Source organism: Bacteroidota bacterium (assembly GCA_018692315.1).
Classification (GTDB): domain Bacteria; phylum Bacteroidota; class Bacteroidia; order Bacteroidales; family JABHKC01; genus JABHKC01.
Map to the genome: position 1 here is coordinate 15,713 of JABHKC010000068.1, position 21,954 is coordinate 37,666.

Annotated in this window: 13 protein-coding genes; 4 read left to right on the plus strand and 9 right to left on the minus strand. The window is 32.7% G+C overall.

The features are described from left to right. Nucleotides 1-5 precede the first annotated feature (5 nt). The 8 genes from HN894_05455 to rpsA all read right to left on the minus strand — a co-directional run bounded on the left by HN894_05455 (nucleotide 6) and on the right by rpsA (nucleotide 11,351). Nucleotides 6-1,118: a glycosyltransferase gene (locus HN894_05455; GenBank protein ID MBT7142764.1), complete on the minus strand. Its 1,113-nt coding sequence runs from the start codon at nucleotides 1,116-1,118 to the stop codon at nucleotides 6-8. 28 nt (nucleotides 1,119-1,146) lie between these two features. Then, nucleotides 1,147-2,877, minus strand: a complete 1,731-nt coding sequence (locus HN894_05460; GenBank protein ID MBT7142765.1) for a T9SS type A sorting domain-containing protein — start codon at nucleotides 2,875-2,877, stop codon at nucleotides 1,147-1,149. An 89-nt stretch (nucleotides 2,878-2,966) separates the two neighbouring features. Then, nucleotides 2,967-5,855: an excinuclease ABC subunit UvrA gene (gene uvrA / locus HN894_05465; GenBank protein MBT7142766.1), complete on the minus strand. Its 2,889-nt coding sequence runs from the start codon at nucleotides 5,853-5,855 to the stop codon at nucleotides 2,967-2,969. A gap of 19 nt (nucleotides 5,856-5,874) precedes the next feature. Continuing rightward, nucleotides 5,875-6,846, minus strand: a complete 972-nt coding sequence (locus HN894_05470) for a lytic transglycosylase domain-containing protein (GenBank protein MBT7142767.1) — start codon at nucleotides 6,844-6,846, stop codon at nucleotides 5,875-5,877. A gap of 297 nt (nucleotides 6,847-7,143) precedes the next feature. Further along, complete coding sequence (locus HN894_05475) at nucleotides 7,144-7,731, minus strand: hypothetical protein (GenBank protein MBT7142768.1); 588 nt, start codon at nucleotides 7,729-7,731, stop codon at nucleotides 7,144-7,146. A 206-nt stretch (nucleotides 7,732-7,937) separates the two neighbouring features. Then, nucleotides 7,938-8,852 carry a ribonuclease Z gene (locus HN894_05480; protein ID MBT7142769.1) on the minus strand — a complete coding sequence of 305 codons (915 nt, stop codon included), beginning with the start codon at nucleotides 8,850-8,852 and terminating at the stop codon, nucleotides 7,938-7,940. 33 nt (nucleotides 8,853-8,885) lie between these two features. Further along, nucleotides 8,886-9,236: an STAS domain-containing protein gene (locus tag HN894_05485; GenBank protein MBT7142770.1), complete on the minus strand. Its 351-nt coding sequence runs from the start codon at nucleotides 9,234-9,236 to the stop codon at nucleotides 8,886-8,888. Nucleotides 9,237-9,257: 21 nt separating this feature from the next. After that, nucleotides 9,258-11,351 carry a 30S ribosomal protein S1 gene (gene rpsA / locus HN894_05490; GenBank protein ID MBT7142771.1) on the minus strand — a complete coding sequence of 698 codons (2,094 nt, stop codon included), beginning with the start codon at nucleotides 11,349-11,351 and terminating at the stop codon, nucleotides 9,258-9,260. Nucleotides 11,352-11,858: 507 nt separating this feature from the next. Here rpsA and HN894_05495 point away from each other — a divergent pair. The 3 genes from HN894_05495 (at nucleotide 11,859) to HN894_05505 (ending at nucleotide 14,646) form a co-directional block, all read left to right on the plus strand. Further along, entirely contained in the window at nucleotides 11,859-12,473 is a 615-nt protein-coding gene (locus HN894_05495; GenBank protein MBT7142772.1) for a hypothetical protein, read from the plus strand. A 33-nt stretch (nucleotides 12,474-12,506) separates the two neighbouring features. Further along, a complete protein-coding gene (locus HN894_05500; protein ID MBT7142773.1) occupies nucleotides 12,507-12,971 on the plus strand; it encodes a T9SS type A sorting domain-containing protein in 465 nt (154 codons plus the stop codon). Between the two features lie 151 nt (nucleotides 12,972-13,122). Then, complete coding sequence (locus HN894_05505) at nucleotides 13,123-14,646, plus strand: T9SS type A sorting domain-containing protein (GenBank protein MBT7142774.1); 1,524 nt, start codon at nucleotides 13,123-13,125, stop codon at nucleotides 14,644-14,646. A 123-nt stretch (nucleotides 14,647-14,769) separates the two neighbouring features. Here the strand turns inward: HN894_05505 and HN894_05510 are convergent, their stop codons facing one another. Next, entirely contained in the window at nucleotides 14,770-19,284 is a 4,515-nt protein-coding gene (locus HN894_05510; GenBank protein MBT7142775.1) for a hypothetical protein, read from the minus strand. A 485-nt stretch (nucleotides 19,285-19,769) separates the two neighbouring features. Here HN894_05510 and HN894_05515 point away from each other — a divergent pair, with 485 nt between their 5' ends. Continuing rightward, on the plus strand, nucleotides 19,770-21,938 hold the full coding sequence (locus HN894_05515; protein MBT7142776.1) for a hypothetical protein: 2,169 nt from the start codon (nucleotides 19,770-19,772) through the stop codon (nucleotides 21,936-21,938). The last annotated feature ends 16 nt before the right edge of the window (nucleotides 21,939-21,954 follow it).

Sequence of the window (21,954 nt, forward strand, 5' to 3'; positions counted from 1 at the left end):
TGAAACTATAAAAATATTTTCAATAGTTCAATTTCTTGTTTTTCCCAACAAAATTCTTTGGCTGCTTTAATTAGATCGTTTTTCCAGATTTTTCTTAAATCATTAGAATCTAACATCTTTAAAATTGAAGCTGCAATATGCTCAGGTTCATGGCTTTTTATCTGCAAACCAATATTGTATTTTTTGTATATCAAATCAATTTCAGCTAATGAAGAAGCCAAAACCGGAACGCCTGCCTGGATGTAATCAAATATTTTATTTGGCAATGCATATTGATAGTTTAGATTTGTATTTTCTTCGAGCGACACTCCAATTGAAGCAATTTTTGTGTAAGCGGGCAAATGATAATATGGAATTTTTCCTATGAATTTTACCTTCTCGTCAAGTTTCAAATTTTTTGTTAATTGTTTCAGTTGCAAACTAATATCTCCATCCCCAATAATTAGCAAGACAGCATTCTCAATAAACTGCATTGCTTTGATCATGCTTTCCAAACCACGATCTACATTCAGACTTCCCTGATACAAAACAACTTTTTTCCCTTCCGGGATATCTATTTTTTTATTTGAATTTTGAATATTTGTTTTCTCGCAGATAGGATAATTTTTTATTATTTGCATATTTATCCCATATTTTTCGCTGAAAATTTTGGCAAGAGATTGGCAAACAGTATATGAATGTTTTATTTTTGGAACAATAAATTTTTCTATTGAAAGCCATATTTTTCTTACTGATTTTCTATTTTTTAATTCTGGAACTTCCGTAAAATATTCATGCGAATCGTAAACAAGTTTGGTTTTTTTTAGAATTGATGCAAAATAGTTTGCCGCCAAAGTATCAAGATCATTCGCAAGAAATATATCGGCTTTTCTGAAAATTAGGAAAAAGAACAATCTTAAATTATATTCAGCATAAAAAAATGCAGTTTTTGTGAAAAGCAATTTCATTCGTTTCGTTTCATAGGATTGTCTTTTAAGTTCCTGACTGTTTGGAAGTTTTCGTCCTACAACTAAAACATCGAAATTGTTCTTAACAAGCGATTGAGCAACTTTATGGACACGCTGGTCGGCAACCAGATCGTTTGTTACTGAGATTATTATTTTTTTTGCTTTGTTCAAAATTTATAGATGTTGATAGAACTATGTTTTATTCTATTAGAGAAACTTTCTGATAATGCATGGTTTCATCTGTTTCAAATTTAATTATATAAATTCCGGTGGCACATTTTGTACCTGTAGAATTAGTCCCATCCCAAAAAGCTGAATGATTTCCAGCAAGTTTTTCTCCAATTTCAAGCAAACGAACCAAAGATCCACGGTAGTTGTATATATTTATTTGAATTTCTGAATTTTTATCTAAACTATAATCAATTCTCACTTCATTGCATAATGGGTTTGGATAGGCTTTTAGATTGGCATTGTTTTTTATTTCTGTAATTACTGCAGGCTCTTGTGATAGTTTTAGAATAAATACATCTCTTTCTCCAATAGAAGAAAGATTAAATATTCCATTTCCCGGATTAAAATCAACCGAATCTATATAATACCCTGTTAAATAAACATTACCAGGAACATCGATAAAAATATCCCATGATCTATCAAATTGGTATCCTCCAATAGCTTGAGCCCAAACAAATTCTCCTAAAGGGTTAAGTTTCAATATGAAAATGTTTTCATATCCATTTGAACTAAGATAATATATTCCACTCCCTGGATCAAAATCAACTTCATTTTGAAAAAGCCCTGTAATATAAATGTGCTCACTATTGTCAATGCTTAAAGAATAGCCATATTCAGCAAGGCTTCCACCTATTTTTTTTGCCCAACTAAAGTTACCATAATAATCTAATTTCAAAACAAATATATCATGAACTCCATTTGAATTCATAAAATAAGTTCCATATCCAGGATCAAAATCAACTGTGTCATAGAAATATCCTGTTGTATATATATTATCTTCACTATCAACATCTATAGAATAGCCAAAATCATATGAGCTTCCACCAATTGCTTTGGCCCATTCAAAACTTCCCTCAGGATTTAATTTGGAAATAAAAATATCCTGACAACCAGAATAATTAAGATAAAATGTTTCATTTCCGGGATTAAAATCAACTGAATCTGTGAAAAAACCTGTTGTTAATACATTTCCTTTAGAGTCAACATCTATAGAATAGCCAAAATCATATGAGCTTCCTCCCATAGCTTTTGCCCATAAAAAATTTCCATAATGATCTAATTTTGAAATAAAAATATCATATCCGCCTGATGAGAGAAGATTATAAGTTTCTTCACTTGGGTTAAAATCGGCAGTATCAAAAAATTTACCTGTAGTATAAACATTTCCTGCTATATCGGCAACAATCGCCATACCAATATCTTTTGATATTCCTCCCATAGATTTTGCCCAAACAAAATCTCCGTTTGAATCAAGTTTTAATACAAAAACATCATCATTCCCATTAGAAATTAGATTATATGTACCAATGCCAGGATCAAAATCAGCAGTTTCTTCAAAATGCCCAGTTATATATACGTTTCCAACTACATCTACATCTAAGGCATAACTGTACTCAGATCTACAACCACCCAAGGCCTTTGCCCAAACAAAACTTCCTGTGGCATCTAACTTTAATACGAATATGTCAGCATTTCCATTTGTTGTCAGATTAAATATTCCAATTCCAGGATCAAAGTCGGTTGTGCCTCTAAAAATTCCTGTTGAATAAACATATCCATCCTTATCAACTGAAATTGAATAGCCATGATCATCATACATTCCACCTAAACCCACAGCCCATTCAAATTCCGGTTCTTGAGCAAAAAGGTTGATTGTAATCCAAAAAATGCTTAAAAATGTGAAAATCGTCTTTTTCATGACAAATCAGTTTTTCAGTTATTATTTGGTAAAAATAAGCAAAACTGTTTCTTTTTCAAAAGGTTTTTTTGGATTTTATTGAGGTAGTTTCAATTAACCTGCATAGTTTCAAGCTCCTTTTTCAAATATTTGGCAGTATAACTATTCCGCTTGGAGATAAGTTGTTTAGGGGTGCCGGTAAAAATAATTTCACCTCCTTCTTTTCCACCTTCTTTACCCATATCAATAATATAATCAGCAACTTTTATTACATCCATATTGTGTTCAATAATCAAAATTGTATTTCCTCTATCAACAAGTTTGTTCAAAACTCCAAGCAGAACTCTTATATCTTCGAAATGTAAGCCTGTAGTTGGTTCATCTAAAATGTATAAAGTTTTTCCGGTGTCTCTTTTCGATAGCTCTGCAGCAAGTTTAACACGTTGAGATTCGCCTCCGGAAAGTGTTGTACTTGATTGTCCAAGAGTAATGTAGCCCAATCCAACTTCCTGAATTGTTATTATTTTATTTCTAATTGATGGTATATTTTCGAAAAATTTAACAGCTTGATTGATAGTCATATTCAAGACATCGCTGATTGATTTTCCTTTATATCTGATTTCCAGAGTTTCAATATTATATCGTTTTCCGTTGCAGTCTTCGCACTGAACATAAACATCTGGCAGAAAATTCATTTCAATGGTTTTTAGTCCGGCTCCACGGCAGGTTTCGCATCTTCCTCCTTTCACATTAAATGAAAATCTGCCGGCTTTGTATCCTCTGATTTTTGATTCAGGAATACTTTCAAACAGTTTCCTAATGTCGGCAAAAACACCGGTATAAGTTACAGGATTTGAACGTGGAGTTTTCCCTAATGGCGACTGATCTACCTCAATTACTTTGTCAATATTTTCAATTCCTTTTATCGATTTGTAATCTAATGGTTCTTTGTGCGACCTGTAGAAATGTTTGCTTAAAATAGGATGTAGAGTTTCGTTAATTAATGACGATTTCCCGCTACCTGATACTCCGGTAACACAAATAAATTTTCCAAGTGGAAATGTGCAATTTACATTTTTTAGATTATTTCCGCTTGCACCTTTCAAAACTATAGATTTCCCATTTCCTTCTCTGTATGTTTTAGGAACATCGATTCTTTTTTTGTTGATTAAATATTGTGTGGTTAATGTTTGCGAATTTAATAATGTATCAATATCGCCATGTGCTACAACTTCGCCACCATGTTTTCCTGCAAAAGGGCCCAAATCTATAACATAATCTGAGGACAAAATCATTTCTTTATCGTGCTCTACAACTATTATTGAGTTTCCTGAATCTCGAAGTTGTTTTAAAGAATTTATCAACTTTATATTATCACGCTGGTGCAGGCCAATACTGGGCTCATCAAGAATGTATAAGACATTTACCAATTGTGAACCTACTTGAGTTGCAAGCCTGATTCTTTGATTTTCTCCGCCCGAGAGCGATTTCGAGCTTCTATTCAACGAAAGATAATTTAATCCTACATCGAGCAAAAATTGCAATCTCGTTTTCACTTCCTTTAAAACTTCACGGGCAATAAGATTTTGTTTTTCCGATAGTTTTGTTTCGATATTGTCAAACCAATTCTTTAGATCGCTAATATCCAAAGCAGAAATTTGATCAATACTTTTACCTGCAATTTTGAAATTGAGCGACTCTTTTTTTAATCTTGCTCCTTGGCATTCAGGGCAAATTGTTTTTCTGACAAAATCATTATTTCTCCCATTTTTTCTAACTACCTTTTTATCATCGTTTTTCTCCTGTTTTCTCGAAATGTAATTAATTATGCCATCATAACTCAAGAAATAATTTGAAAATCGACCAAGCGGAGTATTTTTCAACCTAAATGTTTCTTCAGAACCATGCAAAACTATATTCATTGCATTCTCAGAAATGTCTTCAATTGGAGTTTTCAGATTAAAATCATATTTCTCTCCAATTGCTTCTATCTGCCAAAATATTAATGAATTGCTGGCTTTTCCTAATGCAGAAATTCCACCTTCGGCAATCGAAAGTTTTGAATTTGGAATAATTTTTTGATAATCAATTTCATTAACCATCCCAAGCCCGTTGCATCGTTGACAAGCTCCTTGTGGGGAATTGAACGAAAAGCTGTGTGGTGCAGGCTCTACGTAAGAAATTCCGCTCGTTGGACACATTAAATGGCGGCTATAGAATTTTACTTTTTCTGTTTCAGTATTATAAATTAAAATCACACCTTTGCCATGTTTCATAGCAATTGCGATGGAGTCATTCAATCGTTTTCGTGATTTTTCGCTAATGCTAATTTTGTCGATAACAATTTCAATATCATGATTTTTATATCTATCTAACTTAATGGAAGTAGATAATTGCCTTAATTTGCCATCGATACGCACCTGTAGAAAACCTTTTTTTCTTATCTCTTCAAGAAGCTCTTTATAATGACCTTTTCTCGACTGAACTATTGGTGAAAGAATTAGAATATTTTTATTGCTAAAATTGTTGATAATAAGAGAAATTATTTGTTCGTCAGTATATTTCACCATTTTTTCGCCAGAAACATACGAATATGCTTCACCAATTCTAGCATATAAAAGGCGTAAAAAATCGTATATTTCTGTAATAGTTCCAACCGTAGAACGTGGATTTTTTATAGTGGTTTTTTGCTCGATAGAAATAACAGGACTCAAACCTGAGATTTTATCAACATCAGGTCGTTCCATCATACCTAAAAACTGGCGAGCATAAGCCGAGAAAGTTTCAACATATCTTCTTTGTCCTTCGGCATGAATTGTGTCAAATGCAAGCGAAGACTTTCCACTACCGCTTAATCCGGTAATTACTGTAAGTTTATTTCTTGGAATTGAAATATCAATATTCTTAAGGTTATGTACGCGAGCACCAAGAACATTTATGCCGTTTTCGTCGAAAAAGGGATCATTTTCAAAGTTTATTTTTGTATTTTCTTTCTTCATTAAAATGGTATTTGGCTAATTATTCTTCAAATTCTATTTCTCTGTTAGCATCGACAGGAATTTTAATGAAGTACTCTTTTCTTGATTTATTTGTGAGATAATGATTTCGTAGCCAAGGATTAAAAACTTTTAAAATTTTATAGTTTGTTCCATATATTTTTGCAAAATCGGCGAAATGCGAAACTGCCGAATCCACTTTTATTTCCTTGGTTTCAAAAAATGGATAATAATCTTTTTCAGAAATATCGAAACTATATTTTGCCGGATTCTGAAAAATTATTTTAGTAGCAATTGCTCTAAATATATATCTTGAGGTTTCTTCGTTCAATAAAAGATCGTAGTAATTATGTGCTTTTTGTCGCTCCAATTCTTCACTTAGCCTGCGTCTGCCAATGTTATAGGAAGCTGCTGCCAGGGTCCAGTTTTTGTATTTTTCATACGATTTGTTGAAATATTTGCAGGCTGCTTGTGTGGCTTTTTCAAGGTGATATCTCTCGTCAATTTGGCTATTCACCTCTAAACCAGTTTCTTTGGCTGTCCCTTTTAGAAATTGCCAAAACCCAACCGCTCCAGCCGGAGAAGTAACATTAGATAGCCCACTTTCTACAATAGCCAAATATTTGAAATCGTCTGGTATGTTGTTTTTTTTCAAAATGGGTTCTATAGTTTTGAAATACCTGTTGGCTTTTTTCAAGTGCAGAAATGTTTGAGAATGCCAATATGTATTTATTAAAAGCTCTCGATCTAAACCTTCAGACACATCAAAATTTTTAACTGGGACTTTTTCGTTAGCGAAGGATATATGTTTAGGAATTTCAATTGGCGAAAAAACATTTTTGTTTTTAGAGTTAGATGATGGCTCTTCGCTTGCCGAAAAAATGAATAGATTAGATATTGTAAAGAGCAACGAAAAAACTATTGAAATATATAATATGTTAATTATTAGCTTGTTTTTGTACAAATTATTCAATGTGTTAATTCCTATTTTCATAGAGTAATACAGTATTTATTAAAAATTTGCAAAATTAGTTTTTTTAGCAATAGTTTAATAATAGAAAAGTAACAAAATGAAAAAAGCCACTAATTACTTAAAATTAATGGCTTTAGAATGTTGGGGAACTTTTGAGTTTTATTTTCTCACGTATTGTTCGCTTGAAAAATCGTATATTTTTCTAACTTGTTTTGTGTCATTATCAATCACACTTTTATAAATGCTAAATTCTTTTTGATAAGCTTCTAAATTTTTGGTATTTCCATTTTGAGAGTTGTTGTCAGTAAATTGATTATATTAATCGGAATGCTTATTCTTATTTGAAGCATACTCGTTGTTTTGAGAATTAAGACCTGAATTTTGGTTTTGCAATTTATTTTTTGATGAATTATCGTAGTATTGAGATCTATTTCTGTTTGAAGTTCTTGATTTATAAGTAACTATTGTATTTCCATTTCTGTTTTTTTCAACTTTTAATACATCGTCTCTTTTAATGTGGGCAAATTCTTCTTTAGCTTCTTCTTTTTTGATTTTTGATTTTGATACATAAGTAGTTATGACTTGTCCTTTAGAATTTACTTTTTTGCTTAAAACTACTTTTCCGTTTTCAGTTCTTTTTTGATTGTCAACATTTGTTCCGTATCCACCTTTGTGATAAGTAATTTTACCTTTATTTTTTGTCATAATAGCCAATTTCTCTTTCTGCTTGGAGTTTTTTTCAATAATTTTTGAGTCTATTTCATTATCATCTATTCCGTATCCACCTTTAATATATGTGTGTTTTTTGTTTTGATCTGAAGATTCCGATCTTGAATTACTATTTTGGCTAAAGGAATTAGGAATTATAAAAAGTATCAGTAAAATGTTTATTAAAGTTTTCATCATTTCAAATTTTAAATTCTATACAATGATACAGCAATAAGCATTTATATGATTTCAATTATTGATAAACCACTTTTATTTTTATTTCAAAAATTCAGGAATTGATAAATCCGTTTTTTTTTCATGCGAAAGCACAAAATACTTTGATTAAAATAATGGTGTGTTGGTTAGCTTTTCAAATGAGGAAAGTAATAGTTTTGGATGTTTTCTTATGGTTCAAAAACATCGCCATCATTTGTAATAAAAGTGTTGGGAAATACTTCTCTGGCTTCTTCAATAATTTCTGAAGTGTCTTTATATCTTGACGAAAAATGGCCTATTAGGAGTTTTTTGGCATTTGCTTTTTTTGCGATAGTCGCAGCCTGTACATTTGTTGAATGGAAGGTCTTTTTTGCCATTTCTTTCAAGTCGTGTTTGAAAGTGGCTTCGTGATACAACAAATCTACATTGCTAATATATTCTACAATTTCTTCAGTGTATGCTGTGTCTGAACAAAATGCAAATGAGCGAGCTTTTTCCGGCGGATATGTTAATTCTGAATTTGGGATAATTTTTCCATGCTCTAAAATCAAATCTGCACCTTGCTTGATTTTTACAATATCTTTTATTTGAATATTATAATAATCTATAAGTTCTTTCTTGAATTTTTTATCTTTCTGTTTCTCACTGAAAAGGAAACCACATGTTTGAATTCTGTGTTTTAGCGGAAAAGAGTGTATTGTAAGTTTATCATCTTCAAAAATCAGATAAGATTTGTCGTATTTTAGATGGTGAAAATTGATTTTAAAAGATAAATCTTCGGCGTAATTTTTAAATAAAAAATTTATAATATTCTCTAAATCTTTGTTACAGTGGATATTTAAGTCGTTTTTTCGGCCAATGAGATTGAATGTCGAAATAAGCCCGAACAAACCAAAATAATGGTCGCCATGCAAATGACTAATGAAAATGTGGTTAATTTTATTGAATTTTATCTTAAATTTTCTGATTTGAATTTGTGTTCCTTCTCCACAATCAATCAAAAAAAACCGCTCACAAATATTTAATATGTGAGCGGTTGAAAATTTTGTGGAAGTTGGCAATGCCGAATTACTTCCTAATATTCTAAGCTGAAAACTATACAAACTATTATTTTATTGGTTTTTCAATAATATAAATTAAATGTTTGCCTCTTCAATATGTTTTATAGCTTCATCAACATTCTTAGTAATGTTTAATACTGAATCTAATTGCGAAATTGAGATTAATCTTTCGACAGCAGTTTGCAAACCGCATAAAACAAATATTCCATTTGAATTTTTGCATAGCCGATTTGCAACTAAAATTGCACTTAGTCCAGAAGAGTCACAATATTTACAGTCGCTAATATCAAGAATGATATTGTTTTTGCCTGTACCCGAGATTACCACTAATTCCGATTTTAATAAAGGAGCAATATGAGTGTCAAGTTTTTCAACTGTTACTCTTATTAAAGCATATTTTTCGTTTTTTTCAATTTTAAAATTCATGACTCAAAATATTAATTAATACTATTTATTTTCCTTTGCTTTCTCTCTATCTTCAAGCTTCTTTTTAGCATCTGCTTCCATTTCCGATTTCAATTCTGCTAAGCCGGAAATATCACCTAATGTGGTTTTTTCCATATTGTCAGACATTCGTTTAGTAGTGGTTGCAGTATGAGTATCTTCAGTTTTTCTTTTAGAAATTTGTTCTGCTTTTCTTACATCTTCGTAAACTCTGCTGTGCGAAAGAATTATTCGTTTAGTTGCTTTAGAAAATTCTATTACTTTAAATTCTAATTTATCTTCAACTTTTGCTGGAGTTCCGTTTTCTTTAACAAGATGTTTCGGAGTAGCAAATCCTTCAACACCGTATGGAAGTGCAATGACTGCTCCTTTTTCGAATATTTCGCTAACCGTTCCTTCGTGAATTGAGTCAATTCCAAAAACTGTCTCGAAAACATCCCAAGGATTTTCTTCAAGTTGCTTATGGCCAAGACTTAATCTACGATTTTCCATGTCAATATCTAATACTACAATATCTATTTCTTCATCAATTGAAGTAAATTCTGCCGGATGCTTAATTTTCTTTGTCCAAGACAAATCTGAAATATGAATCAATCCGTCCACTCCTTCAACTATTTCAACAAAAATTCCAAAACTTGTAAAGTTACGAACTTTTGCTCTATGTTGAGAACCTTTTGGATATTTTTCTGCTATATTCTCCCATGGATCTGGCTTAAGTTGTTTCATGCCAAGAGACATTTTTCTTTCTTCACGGTCTAATGTTAAGATTTTTGCTTCAACTTCGTTTCCAACGTTCAAGAATTCCTGAGCACTACGTAAATGTTGCGACCATGACATTTCTGAAACATGGATTAGTCCTTCTACTCCAACTGCAATTTCAACAAATGCACCATAGTCTGCCATTACAACAACTTTTCCTGTAACAACATCGCCTACTTTCAGATTTTCGTCGAGAGAATCCCATGGATGTTTTGTTAATTGTTTCAGTCCGAGAGCAATTCGTTTTTTAGCATCATCAAAATCAAGGATTACAACATTTAGTTTTTGATCTAATTCAACAATTTCTTCAGGATGCGAAACTCTACCCCACGATAAATCAGTTATGTGAATTAAACCATCTACACCGCCAAGGTCGATAAATACTCCGTATGAAGTAATGTTTTTAACAGTTCCTTCTAAAATCTGGCCTTTTTCGAGGCTTGCAATAATTTCTTGTTTTTGTTGTTCTAATTCGGCTTCTATCAATGCTTTATGCGAAACAACAACATTTTTATATTCATGGTTGATTTTAACAACTTTAAACTCCATTGTTTTCTCAACGTAAATATCGTAATCTCTAATTGGTTTTACATCAATTTGAGATCCCGGTAAGAAGGCTTCAATTCCGAATACATCTACAATCATACCACCTTTTGTACGACATTTGATAAATCCTTTGATTATCTCGCTGTCTTCCAAAGCTTTGTTTACTCTATCCCACGAATGAATAGCTCGTGCTTTTTTATGCGATAGAATCAATTGTCCGCTTTTATCTTCGAGACTATCTACATATACTTCTACTTTATCGCCAACCTGCAATTCAGGATTGTATCTGAATTCGTTCAAATTAATTATCCCTTCAGATTTGTAGCCAATGTTAACAACTATTTCGCGTTTAGTCATTGCAACTACTTTTCCATCAACAGTTTCGCTTTCCGAGATGGTCGATAAAGTTTTTTCGTAGATACCTTTTAACTCGTTTCTTTCGTCTGATGAATATTGGTCTTCATCAGAAACATGTGCATTCCAATCGAATTCTTCCAAAAGCTTAGATTTATCTACGCTTGGTTTTTCTTTTTCAGTCTTAGTTTCGACTTTTTCTTCTTCAACTACAGGTGTTTCTGCAACTGGTTCTTCTTCTTTAGTTTCTAAAACAGCCTCAACAGGTGCATTCTCTGTTTTAGTTTCTTCAATTACTTCGGTGGTTTCTGTCGTTTCTACTTTTTCAGTTTCTTCTTGATTCGCAGAAGCTTCAACTACCACGTTTTCCGTGTTCTCTTCTTTGGTTTCTTGATTCTCAACTTCCTTGTTAACAACCTTTTCTTCATTTTCACTCATTAAAATTCAATTTTTTAGTAAATTAGACATTATATTTTTTATTTCAAGCCGCAAAAGTATAATAATTAATTAATTAAAAGAAATTTATGTTGATTTTATTTTGATATAATACGAAATTGACGGAACCAGCATTACACTTATGTTTATGGTATTTTTATGCAAATGTAAGCATCAGAATATTAACTATTTGCAAGTTGTTTTCTTGAGATTTTCAGCTTAATAACTCAAATAAAATGAGATTAAAATAAAAATCATTAAAGATTGTAAAAGTGTATAATAAATACTAATTTTATGATGTTTTAAAAACTTTGGACTAAGAATTTCAGATAATTTGGAATATGGAACAAAAAACAAAACAGATAAATGAAATTGATAATTTTCAGATATTAATATTCCTGACTCGTGCGGATTTGTTATCCGTGCGTCTAACAACAAATTTCAATAATTGTTAATAGTAATTTTTATCTTTGTTAAATGACTGAAAAATATAAAATAACCGAATATGAAATGTTGAACTCACGGATTACAAATCCGCTCGAGCTTGGAGCTAAAAAACATCTCAGACAGATTTTACGGAGGCTATTATTCATCAAATCCTTATACATTATGGTAAAAAGAATTTATTTATTATTAGTAGTGTTATTAATTGTAGGTTGCAGTAAAAAGCTATTTGACTTAACTATGTCTAAAACTCCTTATACAGGAGATGAGTTGAGAATTGATGGTTACTATTTATCAAATTCAACATCAGAAAACAATTTATGTGTAGCTGTATTTTATAGAGATGGATTTTGTATTCATACCCGGGTTATTCCAGAAAGTGAGGATATATTTGATTACATTGAGAATGAATATTTGCTTAACGATGCATATATCGCTAAAATAATGGGTATGCCAGGTCATATTGGAGTATTCCAAATATTGTATCCAAATATTAAGTTTGAATGCTGGGAATTTAGGACAACAACTTTTAGTCATTATGGGGAGATATTAGATGACTCTACATTCATTATCAACGAGGAAGTGGATAATTTAACAGGTAAGTCCTATTCAAAAAGCTTAACTTACCGGTTTGTAAAGTTCAGTCCTAAACCTGATAGAACGAATAATTTTATAAAATAAAAATAAAGTTTTGGTAAAACTAAAATATCAATAATGAAAACTAAAATCTTAATAACTTTAACAATTTTAATAATAAATGTACCGGCATTCTCCCAAAACCTCACCTTCGATTATGATGATGCCGGAAACAGAGAATACAGAACTATTACACTACCACCGCCAAGCAAAGCAGCTTTCCAGAATACAAGCATTATAAACGAGGAAATTGCAGAAGAAGAAACTCTCGAAGAACAAAAACTCTACGATAAACTCGATAACTTCGATTTGTTGGTTTATCCGAATCCTACAAAAGGAGAGGTTGTTGTACAAATTTTCGGTGAGGAAAACTTTGGGACTGTTACTTATAAGGTTTTTGAACAATCCGGAAAAGAAATACTTGCCGGTTCAAAAAGTTCAAGTATTTTGCATATAAACCTAAGTGGGCAAAAAGCCGGTACATATTTTCTTCGTGTGGAAATAAATGGTAAAGAAAAATCGTGGAAGATTGTGAAGGAGTGATTTAATTGAATATTGGCTATTGAATATTGATTATTTGATATTGAATATTGATTATTGAATATTTAACAACGAATTTCTTTCATATACTATTAATTTTAGCAATTTTTTTAATATGTTTGTATAACAAAACTAAATTTGAAATATAATAATTATGAAAAAAATAGCAATTTGCATAGTTTTCATTTGCATAGTTTCCCTATCTACTTTTGCTCAACAGATTAATGGAGAAATACTATCGGATACCAGCAACATCACCGTAGTGAAAGTTTGGGGTAGTCATCAGGAGAGAGGCTTTGCTTACGGATATCTATTAGGAAATGGTATCAAAGATTTATATACATCTTACATTGTTCCTCAATTTGGCTCATTTATACCTACTGCTAAACAATATATTAGTCAGGGCGACCACATAAGCATTGACACGATATTTCACCAAGAAGCACAAGCAATGATTGATGGGATGGATTCTGCAGGAGTAGACCTTAGTGGAATGGATTATCTTGATATTCTTATTGCAAATTCTTTTCTCGATTTATACAGTTTAAGTATCATGAAAAATATTGACTCTTTGGGTTGTTCAAGCCTGATGAGCTGGGGAGATGCTACTGTGGGAACAAATTTGAATGGCAAATCGGTAATTTCTCGACATCTCGATTGGACACCTGATAATTCGATTATTGCAAATCAAGTAATTGTAATACATATTCCGTCTGAGCCAAATGAACAAGCTTGGTTGTTGGTAGGTTTTGCAGGACAAATGTCTGTATTGTCCGGTTTGAATGAATCAGGTGTATCGGCTTTTCAGCATATGATGTCAGATTTTACGGGCTCAGCATTAATGAATCAAGCATATGAACCAATTTGGTTTTCTCTGCGAAAAGGGCTTGAGATGAGAGATTTAAATAATGACGGATTTGAAAATGTTGGCGATATTCGTCAGGCATTAGAGATAAATTCTAATGGCTATGCAGAAGGTTTTATTGTTGCTTCTATGTCGCCATCGAATGCCTCACACGATAGTTTGGTTGCCATGGTTGCTGAATTGGCTCCCGCATCGCCAAAATTGGTTTTTCGCAGCAATTCGTATTCCGACAGTATTCCCGGCGATAATCTATATGCAGCAAATTCTGAAATAAAAAGAAACGATCATTTGAACTATTGTTCTCGATATTATTCGGTAATCAATGGAATTGCAGATGGTAGCGATATCAGTGCTGAGCAAAATTGGCAAATTATGAGCGATTATTCAAATTCAGGATATGGAAATATTCAGTTTATGCAACATATTCCTGAACAACAAATTCTTCATCTTGCTGTTCATGATGGAAATTCCGGTGCATATCTCAACTCCAAAAAAGCATATGACCTGAATGAATTATTTTCTGCTCCAATTTCGATAGAGGAGAATGATTTGGTGGTTTCAGATTTTAAAATATTTCCAAATCCCGCCAATGACAATCTGAATCTATTTTTTAATCTTAAGAAAAAGCAAACGGTGAATATTTACATATATAATTCTAATGGGAAACTCATTAATGAAAATTATGAAATGAAATTAGAGCCAGGCAAATATTCTTACTCAATAAGTTTAGAAGGCTTAAAAAATGGTGTATATTTCTGTAGTTTAAATACTATTGATTCTATAATTTACAGAAAAGTTATTATTTGCAAATAGTTTATAATTTGCTATTTTTAGAAGTCCCCTTTTTTAATTTTTTCAAATTAAAAGCCCCAAAAAATTAATCTGGGGCTAATTCATAAAAGCAAGAAATTTGCATTATTTTTTCCTCTTTACCGCTTAATTTGCAGGATAAATCAAAGTATCAGAATTTAATAGTTTAATTTGATATCCTTCACCTGGATTCATCATTCCAATATTGTTAATTCCGTATAGCGGCCAATAAACGTTTCCTATACTATTTTTTACAATAGAAATATTTGATGAAATTCCGGATAACATATTTACAATTGGTCCAGGCGATTGTCTGATATAGCCCAAAATATTCCAACCTAAACTTAAATTTAACTGTGTTGTTTCCGGAACAATTAAAGTTCCTCCAACTGTAAGGATACTTGCAGCAGAAACTTTTGCCTGATAACCTTTTCCAATAGTTAGGTTTCCGATGCTATTTACTCCGTATTGTGGCCAATACACTAATCCAATTTCATCTTTTAGAATTATTAGGCTGGTGGTATTCGAAAATACATCTGTTACATTTGGATTTGTTGGGTCGATATATGTAGAAATTATGCTCCAACCAAAAGGCAATTGAATATCCTGACTAATTTCTGTATTATTTTCTAAAGAAAGTATTCCGCTCATTCCATTTACAACAAAAGATCCGGTATTTGGAAAATTAGTGATGTTATATGTGGCATTTGTAATATATTCCGCATTCTCAGAAATATCATAGATTTTCCACACGAAAGACTCTCCGCTTACAAAACCATCGTTTCCAATATCTTCTCCCCAGGCAGAAATATTTGTGGTGGCTCCTTGCCAAATTGCATAGCCCGCACATGCTAATGAACCCAATGAATCATAGAATACGCCAATATAATCTCCCAATCCAATCGGATTTCCATCAATCAAAATACTTGCGGCTTGTGGAATAAGAACTGTGTGGTTTGTTCCGGTAACATTGAATGTCCAGGGAGAGCTCGAAAACGACACATTAATATCGTCAGAGGCGGTGCAAGCATTTAAATCTGAAACTGTTACAGAATAATTGCCAGAAGAGAAAACTGTCAATATCTGGCTAACTGCACCAGTGTTCCAAATGTAGGTTGTGAAACCACTACCTGCATCTAAAGTAACAAATTGTCCTTGTGGTAAAACAATATCAGCTCCGAGATTTACAACAGGTAAGGGATTCACAATTGTGCTTACAGTTGAGTTTGCAGAATTGCTGCCATCTACAACTGATAAAGTGATATCGTAGGTTCCAGGGCTATTCCATGAAATTTCGTAGGGACCTTGTCCTGAACCTGACAAAATTGTTCCACCCGAAAAATCCCATGTGAAACTTGCACTTCCTGTGGCTATTCCAGTGTATGTTATTGTTGCTGAATTGTTTACGCAAATAGATGGTGTTGCAGTGAAATCTGCAATTGTAGAGTTGTTGTAATTAATAGGAGGAAATTCTATATAATCTACCCACGCACAATCGCTTCCAGAGCTTACCGAATAATCTTTGTCATAAATAAATTTTATGGTGTGTGTTCCGGCAGTAATTGGAAATATTTCGAAAGACCAATCAACATTTCCTGCCCATTCGTCCATTTTTGTATTATCTATCCAAAATTCCAGATAGTCATAGTTTGCTTCCGATGAAACTTTTTTGTAAAATGAAATCGAATCATTTGTCAAAACATTTAAATCGAGGACTAATTCGCTGTTTTGATTGTGTGAAATTGTGCCGGACTGTGCCGAAAAGCTTCCTTCATATTGATATGTGTTGTCAATAGTCCAATCGGAATTTCCTGCAAAAGCCCAACTGAAAGATAGAAAATTACCCGCTTCCCAATCTTCAACAATAATACCAATAGTTTCACTAAACAAGTGGGAGCATGAATAATTTCCAGCATTTACATTAAAACTAAAATCGGCAAGACTTCCAATAATAGCAGAAGAGCTTACATTAACTGTGAAAGAAGTAATTGTTGAACTAACAACCGCACCTATGTTTTGAGAAGAATTTACAATAGAAATAGAAGGATTTGAACAGGAAAGCGTTGATAGGGCAGGAGGTGAAGCAATTCCTCCGTTATTTTCTGTTTCGATAGAAATAGTGAGATTTTCGCCAGGATCAAGTCTGCCGTTTCCGTTCCCATTTTGAGAATCGTTAATTGTGATTGAACCTATTTCCAATTGTGGAGCATTTACATTCATTGAAAAACTTGCAGTCCATTGGTTAGAATTGGCATCGGTAATATTTAGTGTAAACGAAACATTGTGCTGGTTAGGAACATCATTATCAATCGAAATCTGGAAAGCATTGTTAAGCATAGAATTTGAGGAGGCTGTAAGATTTCCCCAGTTTGCAATACTATCAATTAATGTGATATAGCTATCGTTGGTAGAAAGTTGAGCATTGACATTTATTGCATCTACATTTCCTATATTATTCAGATTAACGTTTAAGAATATACTTTCGCCAAAATCTGCCTGGCTATTGTTGTTTTGTGAGGCATCATTTATACTGAAATTATTGAATCCTACAAATGCCTGATTTGATGTAATAATCATCAAAGAATCAATAAATGGTTGTCTGTTTTGTTTTGTAACCACAATATGCGCAACGCCAACATTTGCAAAAGCAGGAAAACTAAGATTAGCAACACCTGCTGTATTTGCAAGTTTTGCATCAAGCAAAATATTGTTCATAGAAATTGCAACATAGGCAAGTGCTTCTGTATTTACAGTAAGAGAAGCAGTGCCGACCGGAACTGATGCCGGATAACTTGCATTTAGAGCAGATGGAACTGAAAGATAAGGAGTTAGGGAAGGATCGCCAAATAAATGGTACATTTCCCAATATCTTAGATCTGCACTTGAACTACTTTGTGAAACAGCCATATTTCCTGCATAATTTATTTGCCCTTGAGTAACAAACCATTCGCTTGGTAATTCTCCATTGTCATGAAAAAGTCTGTCGTAGGCACCAAGACCGGTTCCTGCATAAGTTGGATTTGCAGTAACAGTCCCAACTCCAACTCCATAATAAAAATCTTCGTTCCAATAAGAATTATTTGAGGCTCCAATATATCCTAAAGCGCCTTTATTTGCAGCTCGTAAAACTGCTTCACCAAAACATTCATAGTCACCAAAACTTGAAGATTGACAACAGTTTCCAATCATTAAAGGATATTGTCCGGCATTTTGTAATCCTGAAACATTGCTTGTAGTAAAACTTGGATCTGCCCAGCCACTTGCACTACAATGTGCCGTATAATTTGCAAATCCTACACCATTGCTAACATTTTGAATTATTGCCGGCGATGCTGCAGAACTATTCGAAACAATAGGAGAGCCCGAACCATACAAATAAGTATGAGAAGTAACTCCATGAGCAGCATTAAAATAATTTGAAGTTCCATAGTTTATCTGACCATTTCCATGAGTTGCAGCATAACTTCCATCAACTCCTGCAATCAAAACTACTTCGTTGAGAAAACTTGGGTCTGCCATTAAGTATTGCTCATATTCCAAAGTTTTATCAATTTGTGGTTGAAGCTCAGTCAAATTATTTGCCGAAAATCGTCCGATATAAACATCAGGAAAAATATCTCCTGTATATTCGGCATAATAGTAATCGGTGTTATGACTTGCTGAAATTCCGGTATATGTTGGAATCTGAGCAATATCGCCAACCAATAGTACAAATGAAGGAGACGGGTCGGAAGCAGTCCCCGAAAAAAATAGCGACGAAAGATATGCCTTGATTGATTCTTTAGTTGTTCCAACATTTGCAGTTCCGGTGTAAGCCTCAATAACATCGAAACCCTTTTTTGTTTTCCAATTTACAAATGGTTGAAGAGCAGTTTGAAACATTGGATCGGAAACAATTACATATTTCACAGGGTAGCTTGTAATCGTGTCTTTTGTTTGTTCCGACTGATAATTTATAATTTCAGCAAATGAATTGTTAAAAAAAGGAGAGCAGCCTGCAGATTTTAATTGTTTTGTATATGAAACATTGGCATTTTCGAAAGTTATTTTAAGCTCAATATTGTGCAATATTTTCATGCTGTTTTCAACAGGATTATATTGAAATGGAGAAACAATCAATTTCCCAACCTGAACACCTCGCATAAAACCTAAAACCTCAACTTGGGCAATTTCCGGAACAATTTGTTTTTCATTTCCATTATAATAAGCCTCATTATATTTAAATTCTTCTTTTGTTGGGTCTATATTTTTTGTGTAGGATGGCTGAACCGGTATTATTTTTTCAGTGAAACCATAATCTGACAATGAAACTATTTGCTCATCAAAACTAACAAGCTTTATTTTTACCTTGGCTCCATATGGAATTTCAATAAGTTTATTTAGAGTGGGTAACTCAGGATAGCCGATTTCTCCAGCCGAGCTAAATCCATCTATCAACAATTTTGCGAACATTCCTTTTTTGGTAGAAACTTTCTCAACTTTCATTAACGAAATTGAATTGACTAATTTCAGATTTGAGTAATCGCTTTCAACAATCTTCAAACCACTTTTTTTATTCGGGAAGTCAATTTTCTTTGAATTTTGTGAAAATCCTCCGAAGGAAAACAAACAAACAACAACAAAAGATACAATATATTTCATAAAAAATAAATTAAAATTTACAATAATTGTGTTCAACGCATATGACAACACTTTGTTTTATAATGTTGCATAATATTTTATTATACCGAATAGTCAGTGCTAATAAAAAACCTCAATAACTAACTTATATTAAAGCGCTAATAAGTTCTCGCAAAATTAGGGCAGTTCCATTTCAAGCTTTCACTTAAAATTTTAAATATCATAATTTCCTACCCTTGAGTTTCAATAAGGTTGTGAAAAATAGAAATAGAATAAATTGAATTTTTGTTTAAACCACATTTCGATTTTTACTGTAACTTCAAATATGACATAAAAGATTAGAAAGTCAATAGTTTATAAAGGTTGGCCAAATTGGTTTCATGATTATTATTATCAGTAATTGGCCTGTAATGCCCTAACTACTATGGTTTTAAAATATAATGTTTTTTAAATTATTATCCTGATTATCTTTGTATCTTTTTAAATTTTAAATAACTGTTGAAAAAATGAGAAAGTTAATTATAGTAGCTGCGTTCGTGTTTGTAATTCAAAGTGTTTTTAGCCAAAACATTCACCACAGTTTTTCTGTTAATATCAATGTGAAAGGACAACAATTGGATGTTATCGATAAAATGCTTCTTCCGGTAAACTATATTCAAAATAAAAAATCTATAACATTTGCTTTGTCCAAAAAGTTCAGTGTAAAAGTATTGAACAATACATTTTCTATTGAAAAAAATGAAGAACAACAAACAGAAAATCAGAGTTCAAAATTAAGTTATTATACTATTAAACTTCCTGAAAACATAACAAAAAATCTCGTCATTCCTATTGTTTATTCCGGCCTTGTGAACGATGAAATAAAGAATGGTGCGGCAGAATATGCCAGAGGATTTAGTGAAACAAGCGGCTTAATTTCCGAAGATGGAATTTATCTGGCTGGTTCGACTGCATGGGTTCCATATTTTCCCGATTCCGAAATGTTTACATACATGCTAAATGTTACTATCGATTCGGAATGGACCGTCCTTACGCAAGGCAAAAGAATTAAAAATGAAATAGTTGGCAAGAAAAAAACTATAATTTATATTTGCACTAATCCTATGGACGAGGCATACATTGTTGGTGGAAAATGGACAGAATATTCCGATCAAGCGGGAGAAATTTTGGTTCAAGCTTTTCTAAGATCTCCAGACGAGGCTTTGGCAAATAAATATTTGAAAGTAACCAAAGATTATTTGAAATTGTATGAAAACCTAATTGGAAAATACCCATATACAAAATTTGCTCTTGTCGAGAATTTTTGGGAAACCGGTTACGGAATGCCTTCATTTACTCTTCTTGGCGAGAAAGTTATTCGATTTCCGTGGATACTTCATTCTTCCTATCCTCACGAATTGCTTCACAACTATTGGGGCAACAGTGTTTTTGTAGATTATGAAAAAGGTAATTGGTGCGAAGGAATAACCGCCTATATGGCCGATCATTTAATAAAGGAACAACAGGGTCAAGGAGCTGATTATAGGCGTTCTACTTTGCAAAAATTTACTGATTATGTAAATCCCGACAACGATTTTCCTGTAAAAGATTTTCTGTCTCGGAGTAATTCTGCCGAAGAAGCTATTGGCTACGGAAAAGTGCTGATGATGAACGAAATGTTAAGAAACGAATTTGGAGATGAAATTTTCTTAAAGGCATATCGTGATTTCTACGAAAATAACAAATTCAGGAAAGCTTCCTTCTCGGATATTAGAAAAAGTTTCGAGAAAGTAACAAATGAAAATCTTGAAGCGTTTTTTTCGCAATGGATAAACCGTAAAGGTGCACCTTCAATTCAGCTTTCTAATGTAGATGTTTCTAAAAGCAAAAAGCAATTTAATCTTAAATTTGATCTTTCGCAAACGCAAAAAGAAGATGTATTCGAATTGAAAATTCCATATGCAATTTATTTCGAAAACGATAATGAGATTGTTCAATCAGAATTAGTAATGAACCAAAAGACCCATAGTTTTTTATATAATTCCGACAAAAAACCTGTACGAATAGAAATAGATCCACAATTTAATGTTTTTCGTCGTTTAGATAGGAGTGAAGTTCCAACGAGTTTATCGCAAATTTTTGGTGCAAATGATATTTATATTGTCCTTCCGGAGAAATCTGATTATTTAGAGCAGTATAAAAAAATGGCAGAAACATGGAAATATTCGGCCGAAGCCCAAGAAAAAAGTGCTAAACTGGTTTACGACAGCGAGTTAGAAAAAATGCCTGACGACAAAACAGCATGGATAATTGGTTTCGAAAATAAATTTTACGATGACATAAAAGTTGAACAAAAATTGATAAATTCTATGGGTGAAGAAGATGCCCAAAAGTTTTCTGATATGCATAACAATCAAAGCTTAGTTTATGCAATTCCTAACCCTAACAATAATTACGTTTCTGTGGGATTTGTCGGAACCCTTAATTCAGATGCAATTGCCGGACTTATCAGAAAACTGCCGCATTATGGAAAATACAGTTATCTCGGATTCGAAGGAAGCGAGCCAAAAAACGTACTGAAAGGTTCGTTTCCGGCCTTAAATTCATCAATGGGATATACAATAGAAGTCAAAAACGAGCAGTATAATTTTCCAAAACTGAAAGAACGCAAAGCTCTTGGGGCTTCGTCAGATTAATGACAAGTTATTGCCA

Coding starts and splice junctions, on each gene's coding strand:
- HN894_05460 (MBT7142765.1), bottom strand. CDS start 2,877: ATGAAAAAGACGATTTTCACATTTTTAAGCATTTTTTGGATTACAATC.
- uvrA (MBT7142766.1), bottom strand. CDS start 5,855: ATGAAGAAAGAAAATACAAAAATAAACTTTGAAAATGATCCCTTTTTC.
- HN894_05470 (MBT7142767.1), bottom strand. CDS start 6,846: ATGAAAATAGGAATTAACACATTGAATAATTTGTACAAAAACAAGCTA.
- HN894_05475 (MBT7142768.1), bottom strand. CDS start 7,731: ATGATGAAAACTTTAATAAACATTTTACTGATACTTTTTATAATTCCT.
- HN894_05485 (MBT7142770.1), bottom strand. CDS start 9,236: ATGAATTTTAAAATTGAAAAAAACGAAAAATATGCTTTAATAAGAGTA.
- rpsA (MBT7142771.1), bottom strand. CDS start 11,351: ATGAGTGAAAATGAAGAAAAGGTTGTTAACAAGGAAGTTGAGAATCAA.
- HN894_05495 (MBT7142772.1), top strand. CDS start 11,859: ATGTTGAACTCACGGATTACAAATCCGCTCGAGCTTGGAGCTAAAAAA.
- HN894_05500 (MBT7142773.1), top strand. CDS start 12,507: ATGAAAACTAAAATCTTAATAACTTTAACAATTTTAATAATAAATGTA.
- HN894_05505 (MBT7142774.1), top strand. CDS start 13,123: ATGAAAAAAATAGCAATTTGCATAGTTTTCATTTGCATAGTTTCCCTA.
- HN894_05510 (MBT7142775.1), bottom strand. CDS start 19,284: ATGAAATATATTGTATCTTTTGTTGTTGTTTGTTTGTTTTCCTTCGGA.
- HN894_05515 (MBT7142776.1), top strand. CDS start 19,770: ATGAGAAAGTTAATTATAGTAGCTGCGTTCGTGTTTGTAATTCAAAGT.